Genomic DNA, 15,978 nt, shown 5'->3' with positions numbered 1-15,978 from the left:
TTTCAGACGCGTTTCCTGTTTTCAGACGCGCCTATCGCAGGGGGCGCGCGTCCCGCTTTCAGACGCCCCTTTCGCAGCTGCGCGCGCGTCCCGCTTTCAGACGCGCTACGTCGCTACGTGCCGCTTGCCGCCCGCAGTTGCCACAGCACGTCCAGCACATGCTGGGTTGACCGTTCCACTTTTTCGGCTCGATGCGCAATGCCCAGCGGCCGCCACAATGCCGGGCGCAGCGCGCGCATGATGATGCGCGCGTCCGCCTGTGGCGCGGTGGCTTCGTGCGGCAGCAGGGTCGCGCCGTAGCCCGCCGCCACCAGGCTCTTGATGGCATCGTTGTAGTTGAGCTGGATGCGCGCGCGCGGGTTCAGCCCGGCGGCGGCAAACCATTCACCCGTCTGGCGCGACAGCCGCGTGGTGGCGTCGTTCAAGATCAGCGGGCGGGTGGCCAGCCACGCGGGCGTGACGCGTGCCGGCGCGCTCCAGCCGGCCGGCAAAAACGCCATGACCGGATCACGCCGCCATGGCTTGATCACCAAGCCATCGATAGGCGGTTGCGGCAACGCCACCAAGCCCACGTCCAGGCTGCCATCGTTCAAGCGCTGCAAGGTTTCCTGCGACGTCAGTACCGCCACCTGCACGTCAATGCCGGGGTGATGCTTGCCCAGGGTTTCCAGCGCACGCGGCAGCAGATGCGCGATGGCGCCGGTGGATGCGCCCAGCCGCACGCGGCCGGACAAGCCCTGCACCTGTCGCTGCACATCATCCAGCGCCTGATCGGCTTCGGCCAGCAAGCGGCGCGCGCGTTCCAGCAGCGTGTCGCCGATGGCGGTGGCGCGCACCTGGCCACGCTTGCGCGTCAGCAGCGGCGCGCCCACGCGGGCTTCCAGGTCGGCCACGTGCAGGCTGACGGTGGGCGGCGCCAGGTGCAAGGCCCGCGCCGCCTCGGCGAAGGAACCCAGGTCGGCAATAGCAACCAGGGTGCGCAGCCGGTCTAGGCTGATTTCACGCATGAGGTGATCTTCCGTCGTTCAGAAAAGATGAATTTGACGGTCATGATATTCGACTTTTCTTATGCATGGCGCGGGTCGATGATACGGCTTGCACCCAGCCCCCATTCCTTTTCCTGACGGAGCAGCCATGACCCAACCCCTAGTCTTTATCGACGGCGACCAAGGCACGACCGGCCTGCAAATCCATGAACGTTTGAATGGCCGCACCGACCTGCGCTTGCTGACCTTGCCGGCCGCCGAGCGCAAAGACGCCGCCCGCCGCGCCGAAGCCATCAACGCCAGCGATGTGGCCATCCTGTGCCTGCCCGACGAGCCGGCGCGCCAGGCGGCCGCATCCGTCGTGAACCCCGCCGTGCGCGTGATCGACGCCAGTTCGGCGCATCGCACGACGCCGGGTTGGGTCTATGGGTTTCCGGAAATGGCGGCGGGCCAGGCCGACGCCATCGCGCGGGCCAAGCGGGTCAGCAACCCGGGTTGCTATCCCACCGGCGCCATCGCCTTGCTGCGGCCCTTGATCCAGGCGGGGCTGGTGCCCGCCGACTATCCGGCGGTGGTGCATGCCGTGTCGGGCTATTCGGGCGGCGGGCGCGCCAGTGTGGACGCGTACGAAGGCGCCGATGCGGCGTCCCAGCCCGCATTCCAGCTGTACGGCCTGGGCCTGGCGCACAAGCACACGCCCGAAATCGAAGCGCATGCCGGGCTGACGCAGCGGCCCGTGTTCGTGCCCGCTTATGGCGCGTTCCGCCAGGGCATTGTGCTGACGATTCCGCTGCAACTACGGTTGCTGCCCGCCAGCGTCACCATCGCGCAGCTGCATGACGCCTTGCAACAGCACTATGCGGACACAACGCACGTGCAAGTGGTGGCGCCGCAAGACGCCGCCACCCATACGAATCTGGATCCGCAAGCGCTGAACGGCACCAACGACCTGCGGCTGGCCGTCTATGGCAACGCGCAGCATGGACAGGTGTTGTTGACGGCCGTGTTTGACAACCTGGGCAAGGGCGCGTCCGGCGCGGCGGTGCAGAACCTGGACTTGATGCTGGCGGCGATGCGCTGAGGCCCGCCGCGCGGGATGGGGGCACGGGCTGCGCAGCCACTTTCAGTGACCGCGTAGCCTGGGCTTCGTCGCCAAGGCCACGCGGTTGGGGCAATGTTGCGGTGGCGACGCTGCTGTCGCGTCGTCAGTGCGGCGTGCTTGCCCCGCGCCTGCCTACCACTTCATTTCGCCCTTGGCGACCTTGGCGCTCAGTTCCAGCGACGCGGCGCCGCCCGCTTGCGGGTATTGCGCCTTCATGGCCGCGACCAGCGCCGCGCTGTCGGCGGCCTTGGCGGTTTGCGCGTCAAAGGCGCGGATATAGCCCTGCGTGTAGCGCACCGATTCCAGCGTCAGCGGCGCGCCGAGAGCGTAGTGGCCGGGAATGACCGTGACCGGCTTGAGCGCTTCGATGTGTTGCAGCGTGGCCAGCCAGTCTTTATGCGACTGCGGCGTCTGCGTGTCCGCCATCCACACGTGCAGATTGCCGAACACCACAACGCCGCCCACCACTGCCTTTAGCGACGGAATCCACACATAGCTGCGGTCAGGCTGCGCGCCGTCCAGGCCGGTGATTTCAAGCTGATGACCTTCCAGCGCGAGTGAGTTGCCGGCCAGGACCTGTGGGATCACGGCCTTGGCCGGCGCGTCCGCACCCAGCTTGGGACCCCAGAACGCCAATTTGCCATCAACGGTTTCCTTGATGTGCCGCACGGTCGGCTCAGTGGCAACAACGCGCACGCCCGGGAAGGCTTCCAACACGGTGTCCAGGCCGAAGTAGAAGTCAGGATCGCCGTGGCTGATGTAGATGGTGGTCAGCGTCTTGCCGCTGTCACGCACCATCGCCACCACCTTTTCCGCCTGCGACTTGCCAAATTGCGCATCAATCAAAATGGCATCGCGCTTGCCGGCGACCAGGACGGAAGACACCGGAAAGATGGCGTCGTTGCCCGGGTTGAAATGGGTCAGCGTCAGGTCCGTGCCGGCGGCGCGGGCGGGGGCATTTAGCACGGGGGCGATCAACAGCGCCAGCGCGGCGGTCTGTAGCAGGCGGCGTGCGAAAGGGAAGAGGGTCATTGCGGCTCGCAGGGTGGGGTCAGGGAAGCGGCCAGTCTAGTGGCGTGAATCCCGTCGATCTATCCCTGTCTTTGCCAGAGTCTGTTGCGCGCTTCGAGCAGATCAGGCGCGGTCCGCCAAGGCGGCGTCCGGCGCGGCGTCGGCCAGCGTGGCCTGGACCTGTCGCCGCAGCCACATCGTGCCTGGGTCGCTCTCGAAGCGCGCATGCCAGTGCACGGTGACCGACAAGGGCGGCAGCGCAATCGGCAGCGGCCGGATCTCAAACGCCTTGTCTCGGTTGAACCAAAGCGCTGCGCGATGCGGCAGCGTCACGGTCAGATCGGTGCGCCGCACGATCTCGGCGGCGGCCGAGAAGTGCGGCAGCGTCAGGTACGGCTGGCGTTGCAAGCCCGCTTCGCCCAGCACATCGTCCAGCAGCCGGTGGGCACTGGCGCGCGAGGCCACCAGGATGTGATCCAGCCGCTTGAACTGCCCGCGCGTCAAGCCCGCCGACAGCACGGGATGGCCGCGCCGCCCCATGCAGGCATAGCGTTCACTGAACAGGTCGGCGTGGCACGTATGGCGCGCCAGCCCGGCCAGGTTGCCAATGGCCAAGTCCACCTGGCCGTCCTTCAAAGCCTGCGGCAGTTGCTCCAGCGGAACCTCAAGCACCTCGACCCGCAGGCGCGGCGCCAAGGCGTGCACGCGTTCCATCAGCGGCGGCAAAAACACCATTTCGCCGATATCCGACATCGACAGCCGAAACCGTCGGGTACTGGTGGCGGGGGTGAACTGTTGGCGCAGGCTGACCGCCTCGGCAAAGCTGTTCATGCCGCGTTCGATGGGGTCGGCCAACGCAAACGCCACCGGCGTGGGCTGCATGCCGGTGGCGGTGCGCACGAATAGCGGGTCGTCAAACTGTTCGCGCAAACGGGCCAGCGCGTAGCTGACGGCCGGCTGAGTCAGGTTCAGCCGTTGCGCCGCGCGCGTCACGCTGCGCTCGTGCAGCACGGTCAGGAAAACCCGCATGAGATTCAAGTCGAAGTCCACGCACGCCCCTGATATCAATCGCATTTATAAGATAAATAATACCCATAAATTTGACACATAAATAGTTGATTCCTAGACTAATTTCACGCTACACACCGGCCGCGACGCGCCTGCACGCTGATGCGACCGCAACTACACAAGAGTGCAACGGGGGAACCGTCGTCATGCATGCGTTGACATTACCGTCGCTGTTGGTGGAACAGGCGGCCCGCTTGGGAGACCGCCTGTGGGTGCAGGCGCCGGGCGGTGCGTTGCGATTTGGCGATGCGCCGGCGCATGCGGCAAGCTGGGCCGCGCGGCTGGCTGCCGCGGGCGTCAAGCGCGGCGATCGCGTGGGCCTCATGGCCGGCAACCGTCATGAGTTCCTGTCGATAGTGTTGGGTTGCGGCTGGCTGGGCGCGGTGGTGGTGCCCATCAACACCGCGTCGCGCGGCATGCAGTTGCAGCACATGTTGGGCAACAGCGGATGCGTGTTGTTGGTGGCGGATGCGGCGTCCTGTCCGGCCGTGGCGGCGCTGGCGTCGCTGTCGCACGCTGGGCAGCCGGCGCAACCAGTGCAATCCGTGCAGGACGCGCAACCCGCGCAACCCGCACAACCCGCGCACGATACGCCATTGGCCCTGCGCGCGATCTGGTTGCTGGATCCCGCCGACCCCGATTGCCAATTGCCCGTGCCCGCCAGCGCGCCGCCGCCGGCCCCGCACGCCGACACGCCGGCATTGCCTGCCGCCACGATCCAGCCGGGCGACATGCTGGCCATTCTGTACACGTCGGGCACGTCAGGCCCGTCCAAGGGCGTGTGCTGTCCGCATGCGCAGTTTTATTGGTGGGGCAAGATCGCCGCGCGCAATCTGGAAATCTCGGATGCCGACGTGCTCTACACCAGCCTGCCGCTGTTTCACACCAACGCCCTGAACGCCTGCTTCCAGGCGCTGGTGACAGGCGCGTCCATCATCTGCGACGAACGGTTTTCGGCCAGCCGCTATTTCGACCGCCTGCAAGCCACGGGCGCCACCGTCACGTATCTGCTGGGCGCCATGGTGCCGATGTTGCTGGCGCAAGAATCCCGCCCGTCAGAACGCGGCCACCGCACGCGCATTGCCTTGGCGCCCGGCGTACCCGAACGTTTTCATGCCGTGTTCGCTAAGCGCACCGGCATGGCGTTGCTGGAAGGCTATGGGTCCACGGAAACCAACTTTGCATTGGGCGGCGTGCTGGCCGACCAGCGCGCGGGCACGATGGGCCGGGTGGCGCCGGAATTTGACGCCATCGTCGCCGACGAACATGACGCGCCCGTGCCGGATGGCGAACCGGGCGAACTGCTGCTGCGCGCGCGTCCGCCGTTTGCGATTGCCACCGGCTATTTCGGCATGCCCGACAAGACCGTCGACGCCTGGCGCAACCTGTGGTTTCACACGGGCGACCGCGTCGTGCGCGATGCCGATGGCTATTTCCGCTTTCTAGACCGCATGAAAGACGCCATCCGCCGCCGGGGCGAGAACATTTCGTCGTACGAAGTGGAACAGGTGCTGCTGTCGCATCCCGCCGTCGCCACGGCGGCGGTGTACGCCGTGCGTTCCGAACTGGCCGAAGACGAAGTGATGGCCGCGCTGGTCTACAAGACCGGTCACGCGCCCACGCCCGAAGGCCTGCTTGATTTTTGCCAGCCCCGCATGCCGTATTTCGCCGTGCCGCGCTACGTGCGCGTGCTGGACGATCTGCCGCGCACCGAGAACGGCAAGGTCCGCAAGTTCCGTTTGCGGGAAGAAGGTATTACCGGCGACACCTGGGACAGGGATGCGGCCGGTTATCGCGTGGCGCGCTGACGCGCCATTCATCCATTCAAAAATCCAAGGGGCGGCAATGACGATGGCATACAAAGGGGCGGCGCTGTCCGCCGACGACGAAGCAAAGCGCAAGCGAACCCGGCGCGTCGTGGCGGCATCCGTCGCGGGCAACGCGATGGAGTGGTACGACTTTTTCATCTACGGCACGGCAGCCGCGCTGGTGTTCGGCGACCTGTTCTTCCCCAAGGGCACCGACCCCTTGCTGGGCACCATGGGGGCGTTCGCGGGCTTTGCCGTGGGATTTCTGGCGCGCCCGCTGGGCGGCGTGATCTTCGGCCACATCGGCGACCGCTACGGCCGCAAGCTGGCGTTGGAATGGACACTGGGCCTGATGGGCGCGGCCACGTTCCTGATCGGGCTGTTGCCCACGTACGAGCAGATCGGCTTCTGGGCGCCGGTGGCGATGGTGGTGCTGCGCGTGTTGCAAGGCGCGGCGGCGGGCGGTGAGTGGGGCGGCGGCGTGCTGCTGATCAGCGAAGCCGTGGGCGGCAAGCGGCGCGGCTATTTTTCGTCGTTCAGTCAATTGGGCGTGGCGGGCGGCTTCGTGCTGTCGTCCGGCATTTTCATGCTGGCGCAGCAATTGCCCAAGGACATGTTCATGAGCTGGGGCTGGCGCCTGCCGTTCCTGCTTAGCGTGCTGATCTTTGGCGTAGGGCTGTACATCCGCAAGCACATTCCGGAAAGCGAGGAATTCGTGCAGGCCAAAAAAACGGCCAAGCGCGGCATGCCGGCCGTAGAGGTGTTTCGCCGCTATCCGCGTCAGGTGCTGACGGCGATGGGCCTGCGCGTGGCGGAAAACGGCGGCTCGTACATTTTCCTGGCCTTTGCCCTGGCCTATGGCAAGTTCCTGGGCATCTCGAATGATGTGATGCTGGGCGGCGTGCTGGTGTCCATGTTCATCGAACTGGGCACGCTGGTGTGGTTTGGCCATCTGTCCGACCGCATCGGGCGGCGCGCGGTGTATTTGATCGGGTCCGTCGGCCTGCTGCTGGTGGCGTTTCCCTTCTTCTGGATGGTGCAGACCAAAGAGCCGCTGTGGATTTTCCTGGCGTTCTTTTTGGGCAACACCGTGTGCCACGCCGCCATGATCGGCACGCAGCCCGCGTATTTTGCCGAGCTGTTCCCGGCCGAAGTGCGCTACACGGGCTTGGCGTTGGGGCATGAACTGGCGTCGGTGTTTGCCGGTGGCCTGTCGCCCTTGATTGCCATGGCGCTGCTGCGCAAATATGAATCGGCCACGCCCGTCGCGTGGTTTCTGATGGGCATGGCGGCCATCACGGTGGTGACCTTGCTGCTGACCCGTAACCCGCCCAGGCAGGATACGGAATGAGCCCGGCCGGCACAGACGGGCCCGGCATCGTCGCGGTGGGCGAAACCCCCGCGCTGCGCCATCCCGACGCCGCGTGCACCACGGCGGGCTTGATGGCACAGGCGGTGGGGCAGGCGTTGCGCCACGCGGGCCTGTCGCCCGCCCAGGTGGATGGGCTGGGCGTGGCATCGTTCACGTTGCGGCCGGATCGCGCCATCGACCTGGCCTGGCAGCTGGGGCTGCGGCTTCACTGGTGCATGCAGGACGAACTGGGCGGCGCCAGCGCCATCAACCTGCTGCGGCAGGCGTGGCTGGCATTGCAAGCGGGGCAGGCACGGACCATCGTGCTGGTGTCCGGGGACCATTTCACCGGCGCGGACTTCGCGCAGCTGGTGCGTGGATACAACCGCAGCGCAGAGGACTATCTCAGTCCGCTGGGTTGCAAGGGTCCCAATCCCTTGTTCGCAATGCTGACCCAGCGGCAGATGGCCCAAACGGGGCTGCGCCGCGAAGACTACGGCGCGCTGTGCGTTGCGCAGCGCGCCTGGGCCGCCGACAACCCCAACGCCGCCTATCGCGCGCCCTTGACGCTGACGCAGTATCTGGACGCGCCGGTGGTGGCGCCGCCGCTGGGGCGGCTGGATTGCGTGCCGGTTGTCAGCGGGGCCAGCGCCCTGGTCTTGCAGGCGCGGCCCACGGGTGTGCACGTGCGGCTGATGTCCAGTGGCGCGCGCTATAACCACGACCAGCAGGAAGGCGACGGCCTGCAAACCGGCGTGGCCGAGCTGGCCGACGGGCTGTGGCAAGAGGCGGGAATGGGTCCCCAAGACATGGATGTGGTCAGCGTGTACGACGACTATCCGGCGATGGCCGTGGCGCAGCTTTGCGACCTGGGCTATGCCGACGCAAACGACTTGCCCGGGTTCATCGCCCGCCGTATCGCCACGCGCCAGTTGCCCGTGAACACGGCGGGCGGGCAGTTATCGGCCGGGCAGGCCGGGACGGCGGGCGGCATGCACGGCGTGGTCGAAGTGGCGCGGCAACTGTTGGGCCAGGCGGGTGCACGCCAATTGCCGGGCGCACGGCATGGCGTCGTCACCGGCTACGGCATGGTGCAGCTGCGCTACGGCATGTGCGCCAACGCCGCCGTGTTAAGCCGGGAGGAATCATGAGCCTGCATGTGCACGAATGCAGCGCTTGCGGCCATCGCGTCTATCCCGCCCGCCTGTGGTGCCCGGCGTGCGGCCACGACGGCGCCCAGGCGGTGGCGGTGAATGAGGGCGAGGTGCTGGCCTGGACGACGCAACCCAGTGCCGAGGAGGGCGCGGACACCGCCGTCGCCATTATCGGGACGGCGCGTGCACTGCCCGACGGGCCGGTGTTGGTGCTGCGGCTGCAAGACAGCCCGACGCATATCGGCCAGCGCCTGCGACTGTTCGAGCGCATGGTAGCCGGACGCGCGCTGCCTTGGGGGGCGCTGTAGGCATTCAGTCGCCCGCGCCAGCCACATCGGCGGCGCGCGCGCTTGCTGCCCGCGTCGCCTCTACCCGCTGCGCCAGTGATGCAGCCGACAGTTCGCCCACGCGCACATCGATCACCCGCCCTTGAGCGTCCAGGAACAGCGTGGCGGGCAGCCCGCGGTTGCTGAATTCGCGCGACGCTTCGGCGCCCGGGTCGATCAGCACGTTACGCAACGCCGGCGCATGGTCCTTCAAGAACCGCGTCACCTCGGGCTTGGCCTCCGCCTGGTTCAGAAAGACGAAGTTGACGTCCGGATTGGCGGCCTGCGCGGCGGCAAAGGCGGGCATCTCGCGACGGCAGGGCGGACACCAGCTGGCCCACAGGTTGATCACGGTAGGCTTGCCGCGAAAGTCGGACAGGTCGGCCATCGCGCCGTTCATGTTATGGACGAATATATCGGTCATCTCTGGATGCGCCTGCGGCGTGGGCGCCAGCCAGCGGCTGCCGCCGAGCCAGGTTGCGCTGGCCAGGGCCAACGCGCCCAGCAACGCCGCGCGCGGCCCGTGCCGGCGCAGCACCACGGCCAGCGCATAGACCCAGGCCGCCGCCAGCCCGGCCATGCCGTTCCAGCCGCCGTCGCGGATGTCCAGGATGTTGATGGGGTCGGGCAGGTAACTGTTTCGGTAGCGCCAGACGAAAGCCAGCCGGGCGACCAACAGCCCGATGATCAGCGCGCGCCACAAGACCGTGGACAGGCGCGCGGCCTCGTCTTGCCGGCGGTTGATCAAACGCGCCGCCACTATCGCGACAAGGCCGGCGACGATCAACACCGCCAGTTCGGTGGGAAATACCAGGGGGCCGATACGGATGGCGGGGCTCATCCGTCGGCCTTGGCGGTCAGCGGGTGTTGCAAGGTAAAGCGGATTCGGTCGCCCGCGATGCGTAGCGCCTGGACGGCAGTGGTGCCGGGCAGCGGCATCGGGCCTTGCGCCACGAAGCCGTGGCCATCGATATCGCGCTGAAGGCGGTCGGCTGCGTCGTTCATACCGGAGGATGGCGCTGTGTCAGCCGGGTTGGCCGCGTCAGCCCGGTCGGCCGCGTCAGCCCCGGGCGCGTTCTGCGCCTCTTCGCGGGCGGCGAACAATGCCGCGTAGGGCGCGAAGTCGGGCATGGGCGTGAAGCTGCCTTCCATCACGGCGCCCGTGCCCGTGCTCACCTTTGCCACGCCGATGAGGCGACCGCCGTTGTCCTTGATGTTCAGTTGCATGCCTGTCCTCCGTGTGTATACCGTGGGCTCCGGGTGTTCCGGGTGTTCCGGGTGTTCCGAGTGTTCCCCGTGTTCCCCGTGTTCCCCGCGTTCCCCGCAGCCCAGCCGCTCCAAGCGACCAAAGCCTAGCATGGCTTGCATTCCTTCCCGGCCCGCGCTGCCGCCTTGACATCTCGTTCCCACACCAATCCTGGCCGCCCCGGGCGCTTTCCGGCACGGTCTTGCAGTAACGCTAAAATGGCGGCTCGCGGCTGACCGGCCTGCCATTCCGGCATTCTTATTCCGGCATTCTTATTCTTACGCTTCGCACACCTGAACCCATGAAAAAACTGACTGCTGTTTTCCTCGTGTCCGCAACCACGATGCTGACCGCCTGCGGCCCCAGCGATGACGCCAAGCCGACCGCGGGCGCCCAAACGCCGGCCGTCGCCAAGAAGGTCGTGGTGGGCCTGGATGACAACTTTCCGCCCATGGGCTTTCGCGACGCCAGCAACCAGATCGTCGGTTTTGACATCGACATGGCCAAGGAAGCCAGCAAGCGCCTGGGCATCGAAGTCGAATTCAAGCCCATCGACTGGAGCGCCAAGGAAGCCGAGCTGAACGGCAAGCGCGTCGACGTTCTCTGGAACGGCCTGACCATCACCGAAGAGCGCAAGAAGAACATCAGCTTCACCGCGCCGTACATGGCCAACCACCAGATCATCATCGTGGGCACCGCATCGCCCATCAAGGTCAAGAACGACCTGGCCGGCAAGACGGTCGGCGCGCAGGACGGCAGCAGCGCCACGGACGCCATCGCCAAGGATCCGGTTGCCGCGCAGATCAAGGACGTGAAGAAGTTCGGTGACAACGTCACCGCGCTGATGGACCTGGCCGCCGGCCGCCTGGACGCCATCGTGGTGGACGAAGTGGTGGGCCGCTACCTGATCAGCAAGCGTGCGGGCGAATACCGCGTGCTGGAAGAAAACTTCGGCACCGAAGACTACGGCGTCGGCGTGCGCAAGGACGATACCGAGCTGCTGGGCAAGCTGGACAAGACGCTGGAGTCGATGAAGCAGGACGGCACCGCCGGCCGCATCGCCACCCAGTGGTTCGGCGCCAACATCATCAAGTAAGCGGCGCGCGACCTCTCTTAAATGGACTACGTTCTCTCTCTGTTGGGGCCGATGGCGGAAGGCGCGAAAGTGACCTTGACGCTGTTTTTCATCACCTTGGCCCTGGCAGTGCCGCTGGGGTTGGTGCTGGCCCTGGCGCGCATTTCGAAGTGGCCGCTGCTTAGCAACCTGGTCAACGGCTACATCTGGCTCATGCGCGGCACGCCGCTCATGCTGCAAATGCTGTTCATCTACTTCGCCCTGCCTTTCGTGCCGGTGGTGGGCGTGCGGCTGCCGGACTTTCCGGCGGCCGTGGTGGCGTTTGCGCTGAACTACGCCGCGTACTTTGCCGAGATCTTCCGCGCGGGCATCCAGTCGGTGGACCGGGGCCAGTACGAAGGCAGCAAGGTGCTGGGCATGACCTATCTGCAAACGCTGCGCCGCATCGTGCTGCCGCAGATGGTGCAGCGCGTGTTGCCCCCGATGAGCAACGAAACCATCACGCTGGTCAAGGACACGTCGCTGATCTACGTGCTGGCGTTGAACGATATCCTGCGCACCGCGCGCGGCATCGTGCAGCGCGATTTCACCACCACGCCGTTCCTGGTGGCCGCCGCCTTTTATCTGCTCATGACGCTTGTCCTGACGTGGTTCTTCCAGCACATGGAAAAGCGCTATGCCAAATATGACCAGTAATCCGCCGCTTGCCGCGGGCACCGCCGGCACCCCCGGCGCCCGCCCGGTCATGATCCAGGCCACCCACATCACCAAGTCCTTTGGCGCCAACCGCGTGCTGGACAAGGTTTCGCTGACGCTGGGCCAGGGCGAGGTGGTGGCGGTGATCGGCCCGTCCGGCTCCGGCAAAAGCACCTTTCTGCGGTGCCTGAACCATCTTGAGACCATCGACGAAGGCAGTATCGAAGTCGAAGGCGAAGTGATGGCGCGCGCCGTTGACGGCGGCCGCAGCCACTACGCCAGCGACGCCGAGGTGCGGCGCATCTGCCGCAAGATGGGCATGGTGTTCCAGTCGTTCAACCTGTTCCCGCACATGACGGTGCTGCAAAACATCATCGAAGCGCCGATCACCGTCAAGGGCATGAGCAAGGCGCAGATCATCCCCAAGGCGGAAGAACTGCTGCGCAAGGTCGGCCTGCTGAACAAGCGCGACAACTATCCCACGCGCCTGTCGGGCGGCCAGAAGCAGCGCGTGGCGATTGCGCGCGCGCTGGCCATGGAGCCCGACATCATGCTGTTCGACGAACCCACCTCGGCGCTGGACCCGGAACTGACGGGCGAAGTGCTGCGCACCATGAAGCAACTGGCCGACGAACGCATGACCATGCTGGTCGTCACGCACGAAATGGGCTTTGCCCGCGAAGTGGCGCATCGCGTCATCTTCATGGACGAAGGGCGCATCGTCGAAGAAGCGCCGTCGGCCGCGTTCTTCAGTGCGCCGCAACACGCTCGCAGCCGGGAATTCCTGGCCCACATGCTGTAAGCAACGCCGCTGCGGGCATCGCGCCGCGCACCGGTACCGGAGGGGGGGATGCGCTCTGACATCATGCCGATGCTGCGATTGCGTGGCGTGTATAGCCAGCGCCTTGCCCCGGTCAGCCTGGATCTTGCCGGCGGCGAGTGCGGCGCCATTGTGGGCCCGTCGGGTTCAGGCAAGTCGCTGCTGCTGCGCCAGGTCGCGGACCTGGACCCCGGCCATGGCGAGGTCGAACTGCTCGGCAGGCCGCGTTCGGCAATGCGCGGCCATGAATGGCGGCGTCAGGTCGTCTATTGCCAGGCCGAGGCGGGGTGGTGGGACGATCACGTCGCGCCGCATTTCACCGACCGCGCGCAGGCGCAACGCCTGATGCAGCCGCTGGGCCTGGCGCCCGAAAAGCTGGACGCCCTGGTCCACGAGCTTTCCACCGGCGAAAGGCAGCGCCTGGCGCTGGTGCGCGCGTTGGCCCTACAGCCGCGCGTGCTGCTGCTGGATGAACCCACGGCGGCGCTGGACCAGGCCGCTACCGTCACCGTGGAAGCCGCGCTGCAACAGTTCCTGGACAGTGGCGGCGCCATGCTGATGGTGACGCACAATGCCGAGCAGGCCCGGCGGCTGGCGCGCCGGACGTGGCGCATGACCAACGGCCAGCTGGAGCCGCTATGGACGTGATCAAACTGCAAGCGCTGGACCTGGTCATTGCCTCGCTGCTGGTGCTGCTGTGCGCGGCAATTTCGTTCGCCCTGCGGCTGAACCTGCAACGTCAGGTCTTGTGGGCGGCGGTCCGTACCGTGGTGCAGCTGTTGCTGGTCGGCCATATCCTGCGCGTGGTGTTCGCGCATGCCACGCCGATGCTGACGGCGCTGGTGGTGGCGGTGATGATGGCGCTGGCCGCGCGCGAGGTGGCCGCCCGCCCCAAGGCGCGGCTGGCCGGGCATGGCAATGGTTGGGTCGGCACGCTGGCGGTGGCGGCCACCACCTTGATCACGGCCATGTTCATCCTGAGCACGGCGTTGCGGCCAGAACCCTGGTTCGACCCGCGCTACGCCATCGCGCTGGTGGGCATTGTGCTGGGCAGCGTGCTTAACGCCGCCAGCCTGGCGCTGGACGGCGTTCTTTCCGGCGTGCGCCGCGAAAAGCTCGCCATCGAGGCGCGGCTGGCCTTGGGCGCCACCCCGCATCAGGCGTTTTCGCCGTTGCTGCGCGAATCGGTCCGGCGCGGCATTGTGCCCAGCGTCAATCAGATGTCGGCGGCCGGCATCATCACCTTGCCCGGCATCATGACCGGGCAGATCATCGCGGGCATGGACCCCATCGACGCCGCCAAATACCAGATCCTGCTGATGTTCCTGCTGTGCGGCGCCAGCGGCATGGCGGCCATGGGGGCAGCTTACGGCGCCATGCGCAGGCTGACGGACGATCGGGGACGCTTGCGGCTGGACCGCTTGTCGGCATCGAAATAGGGCAGCCAAGGCGGGCAGGGCGGCGTAATATTTCAGATCGGTTTAAGAAATTTCATGAGAACTCGACGCTACCCTTTTCATAATAGGTGCCATGTTGAGCCTTTCCGAACGTTTCTTACCCAGGACTTTCATGTCTTTTGAGTCTGGTTCGCCCCGCCTGGCGGGCGACTTTCCCAGCGCCTTTCCCCGCGCTTTTCCCCTTGCCGCGCACCCGTCGGCGCAGGATCTCGCGGCATGAGCGCCGTGCTGACCCCCGCCGCCCGGTCTGTTCCGCGCGTGGCGACGCAAGCGTCCATTCCCGGCTGGCAAGTGCTGCTGGGCCTGGCCGTCTGGCTGGCCGCGTTGGCATGGGCGCGCTGGCTGACCTTGCCCGACGAAGGGCGCTACGCCGGCGTCGCCTGGGAGATGCTGCGCAGCCAGTCTCCCATGGTGCCGCTGCTGGACGGCATGCCATATTTTCACAAGCCGCCGTTGTATTACTGGCTGGCGCAAATCAGCTACGCCTTGTTCGGCGTGCATGAATTCAGCGCGCGCGTGCCGTCGTTGCTGGGCGCGTGGAGCGCGGGGGCGGGGCTGTATGCGTTCGTGTCGCGCTATCGCAATGTGGCGCAGGCGCGCTGGGCCGTCGTGGTCCTGGGCTTGATGCCGCTGTTCTTTGGCGCGGCGCAGTTTGCCAACATGGACATGCTGGTGGCCAGCATGATCACGCTGTGCGTGCTGGCCGCCGCCGACACGGCCCTGCGGCGCGCCGACGGCCGGCCGTTTCGCGGCATGTCGATTGCCACCGGTGTGCTGGCCGCGCTGGCCGTGTTGGCCAAAGGGCTGATCGGGCTGGCGCTGCCCGGCGCAATCGTGCTGGCCTGGCTGCTGCTGCGGCGAGATTGGCGCGGCATGCGCGCCTTGCTGTGGGTGCCGGCCTTGCTGGCGTTCGCCGTGGTTGCCGTGCCGTGGTTCGCGCTGATGCAGATGAAGTTTCCCGGCTTCTACCATTACTTTTTCGTCTACCAGCACTTTGAACGCTTCGCGCAAAGCGGCTTCAACAACGCGCAGCCGATCTGGTTCTATGTGCCGATTGTGGTGGGGCTTGCCTTGCCGTGGTCGATCTGGGGCGCGGCGATTTTCACGCGCGCGTTCTGGCGTGACGCCGATCCGCATGGGCTGCGCCGGCTGATGGCGATCTGGATCGCGGTGGTGATGGTGTTCTTTTCCATCCCGCAATCCAAGCTGATCGGCTATGTGCTGCCGGTGTTTCCGCCGCTGGCATTTCTGATCACCGAGCGCATCGCGCCCGCCTGGGCAGCCGGCAAGCGCCGGGGCGTGGGCATTGCCATCGTCGTGGCGGCCATCATCTGCTTGGGCGCGATCATCGTGGCATCCAACAACCCGCGCGGTAGCGTCGGCCCCACCATGAAAGAACTGCGCGGCGACATGCGGCCGCAAGACATGCAAGTGGCGCTGCATGCGTTGCCGTTTGATCTGGGCTTCTACACGAAGGCGTCCGAACCTTCCTGGATCGTCGATAACTGGAACGACCCCGAGATTCCCACGCGCGACAACTGGCGCAAGGAACTGTACGACGCGGCGGTGTTCGACCCGGTCGTCGGCAAGCGGGTATTGATTCAGAACGAAGATTTGACCGCGCGGCTTTGCGCGTCGGCTGATGGCACGCGTTTCTGGATCTGGGGCCGCGACGACGACGCCGGACGCTATCCCGCACTGAGCGGCGTGGCGCCGCGCCTGCCGGGCGCTACGCGCGCGGTCTGGCGGCTGGACATCGACACCGCTTTCCGCCAACGGATGTGCGGCGGCGCGCGCTGATCCGATACGCGCGATACGCGCGATACGCCCGCTACCACAGCCTTGCACGCATAAAAAAGCCGGCAGCCTTACCAAGGC

At 66.3% G+C, this 15,978-nt stretch carries 16 protein-coding genes; 11 read left to right on the top strand and 5 right to left on the bottom strand.

What is annotated here, in order from left to right:
- Positions 1–113: 113 nt before the first annotated feature.
- On the bottom strand, positions 114–1,007 hold the full coding sequence (locus AC6LJY_RS25335) for a LysR family transcriptional regulator (protein ID WP_046807310.1): 894 nt from the start codon (positions 1,005–1,007) through the stop codon (positions 114–116).
- Between the two features lie 127 nt (positions 1,008–1,134).
- On the opposite strand from AC6LJY_RS25335, the gene argC reads away from it, so the two are divergent.
- Positions 1,135–2,067, top strand: coding sequence for an N-acetyl-gamma-glutamyl-phosphate reductase (gene argC, locus AC6LJY_RS25330; protein WP_120155806.1), 933 nt, complete (start codon positions 1,135–1,137; stop codon positions 2,065–2,067).
- A gap of 153 nt (positions 2,068–2,220) precedes the next feature.
- Here the strand turns inward: argC and AC6LJY_RS25325 are convergent, their stop codons facing one another.
- Entirely contained in the window at positions 2,221–3,120 is a 900-nt protein-coding gene (locus AC6LJY_RS25325; protein WP_498137033.1) for an MBL fold metallo-hydrolase, read from the bottom strand.
- Positions 3,121–3,222: 102 nt separating this feature from the next.
- Positions 3,223–4,149 carry a LysR family transcriptional regulator gene (locus tag AC6LJY_RS25320; RefSeq protein WP_223265061.1) on the bottom strand — a complete coding sequence of 309 codons (927 nt, stop codon included), beginning with the start codon at positions 4,147–4,149 and terminating at the stop codon, positions 3,223–3,225.
- Positions 4,150–4,313: 164 nt separating this feature from the next.
- On the opposite strand from AC6LJY_RS25320, the gene AC6LJY_RS25315 reads away from it, so the two are divergent.
- From AC6LJY_RS25315 to AC6LJY_RS25300, 4 genes are read left to right on the top strand one after another with little or no spacing between them, the layout of a single operon-like run.
- Positions 4,314–5,975: an AMP-binding protein gene (locus AC6LJY_RS25315; protein WP_498137032.1), complete on the top strand. Its 1,662-nt coding sequence runs from the start codon at positions 4,314–4,316 to the stop codon at positions 5,973–5,975.
- Between the two features lie 37 nt (positions 5,976–6,012).
- The gene (locus AC6LJY_RS25310) at positions 6,013–7,326 is read left to right on the top strand and encodes an MFS transporter (protein ID WP_498137031.1); all 1,314 of its coding nucleotides are present in this window, start codon (positions 6,013–6,015) and stop codon (positions 7,324–7,326) included.
- Complete coding sequence (locus AC6LJY_RS25305) at positions 7,323–8,477, top strand: thiolase family protein (protein ID WP_498137030.1); 1,155 nt, start codon at positions 7,323–7,325, stop codon at positions 8,475–8,477. Before AC6LJY_RS25310 ends, AC6LJY_RS25305 begins: the two co-directional genes overlap by 4 nt.
- The gene (locus AC6LJY_RS25300; protein WP_498137029.1) at positions 8,474–8,788 is read left to right on the top strand and encodes a Zn-ribbon domain-containing OB-fold protein; all 315 of its coding nucleotides are present in this window, start codon (positions 8,474–8,476) and stop codon (positions 8,786–8,788) included. Before AC6LJY_RS25305 ends, AC6LJY_RS25300 begins: the two co-directional genes overlap by 4 nt.
- A gap of 4 nt (positions 8,789–8,792) precedes the next feature.
- Here the strand turns inward: AC6LJY_RS25300 and AC6LJY_RS25295 are convergent, their stop codons facing one another.
- Together AC6LJY_RS25295 and AC6LJY_RS25290 are read right to left on the bottom strand one after the other, a co-directional pair.
- Positions 8,793–9,647: a redoxin family protein gene (locus AC6LJY_RS25295; protein WP_498137028.1), complete on the bottom strand. Its 855-nt coding sequence runs from the start codon at positions 9,645–9,647 to the stop codon at positions 8,793–8,795.
- The gene (locus AC6LJY_RS25290) at positions 9,644–10,033 is read right to left on the bottom strand and encodes a hypothetical protein (protein ID WP_120155793.1); all 390 of its coding nucleotides are present in this window, start codon (positions 10,031–10,033) and stop codon (positions 9,644–9,646) included. The genes AC6LJY_RS25295 and AC6LJY_RS25290 overlap by 4 nt, the downstream gene beginning before the upstream one ends.
- 320 nt (positions 10,034–10,353) lie before the next feature.
- Between AC6LJY_RS25290 and AC6LJY_RS25285 the strand changes: the two genes are divergently transcribed.
- The 6 genes from AC6LJY_RS25285 (at position 10,354) to AC6LJY_RS25260 (ending at position 15,900) form a co-directional block, all read left to right on the top strand.
- On the top strand, positions 10,354–11,148 hold the full coding sequence (locus AC6LJY_RS25285) for an amino acid ABC transporter substrate-binding protein (protein WP_498137027.1): 795 nt from the start codon (positions 10,354–10,356) through the stop codon (positions 11,146–11,148).
- A gap of 21 nt (positions 11,149–11,169) precedes the next feature.
- Positions 11,170–11,823 carry an amino acid ABC transporter permease gene (locus tag AC6LJY_RS25280; RefSeq protein WP_006219374.1) on the top strand — a complete coding sequence of 218 codons (654 nt, stop codon included), beginning with the start codon at positions 11,170–11,172 and terminating at the stop codon, positions 11,821–11,823.
- A gap of 49 nt (positions 11,824–11,872) precedes the next feature.
- A complete protein-coding gene (locus AC6LJY_RS25275; RefSeq protein ID WP_046807336.1) occupies positions 11,873–12,625 on the top strand; it encodes an amino acid ABC transporter ATP-binding protein in 753 nt (250 codons plus the stop codon).
- A 48-nt stretch (positions 12,626–12,673) separates the two neighbouring features.
- Positions 12,674–13,291, top strand: coding sequence for an ABC transporter ATP-binding protein (locus tag AC6LJY_RS25270; RefSeq protein WP_240433872.1), 618 nt, complete (start codon positions 12,674–12,676; stop codon positions 13,289–13,291).
- Positions 13,282–14,082, top strand: coding sequence for an ABC transporter permease (locus AC6LJY_RS25265; protein ID WP_498137026.1), 801 nt, complete (start codon positions 13,282–13,284; stop codon positions 14,080–14,082). The genes AC6LJY_RS25270 and AC6LJY_RS25265 overlap by 10 nt, the downstream gene beginning before the upstream one ends.
- Before the next feature lie 234 nt (positions 14,083–14,316).
- A complete protein-coding gene (locus tag AC6LJY_RS25260) occupies positions 14,317–15,900 on the top strand; it encodes an ArnT family glycosyltransferase (protein WP_498137025.1) in 1,584 nt (527 codons plus the stop codon).
- The last annotated feature ends 78 nt before the right edge of the window (positions 15,901–15,978 follow it).

The sequence above is a fragment of the Achromobacter sp. RT286_PF genome (assembly GCF_059760425.1).
The sequence above is the reverse complement of the archived record's forward strand: the minus strand, read 5'-3'. Positions and strand labels throughout refer to the sequence as shown.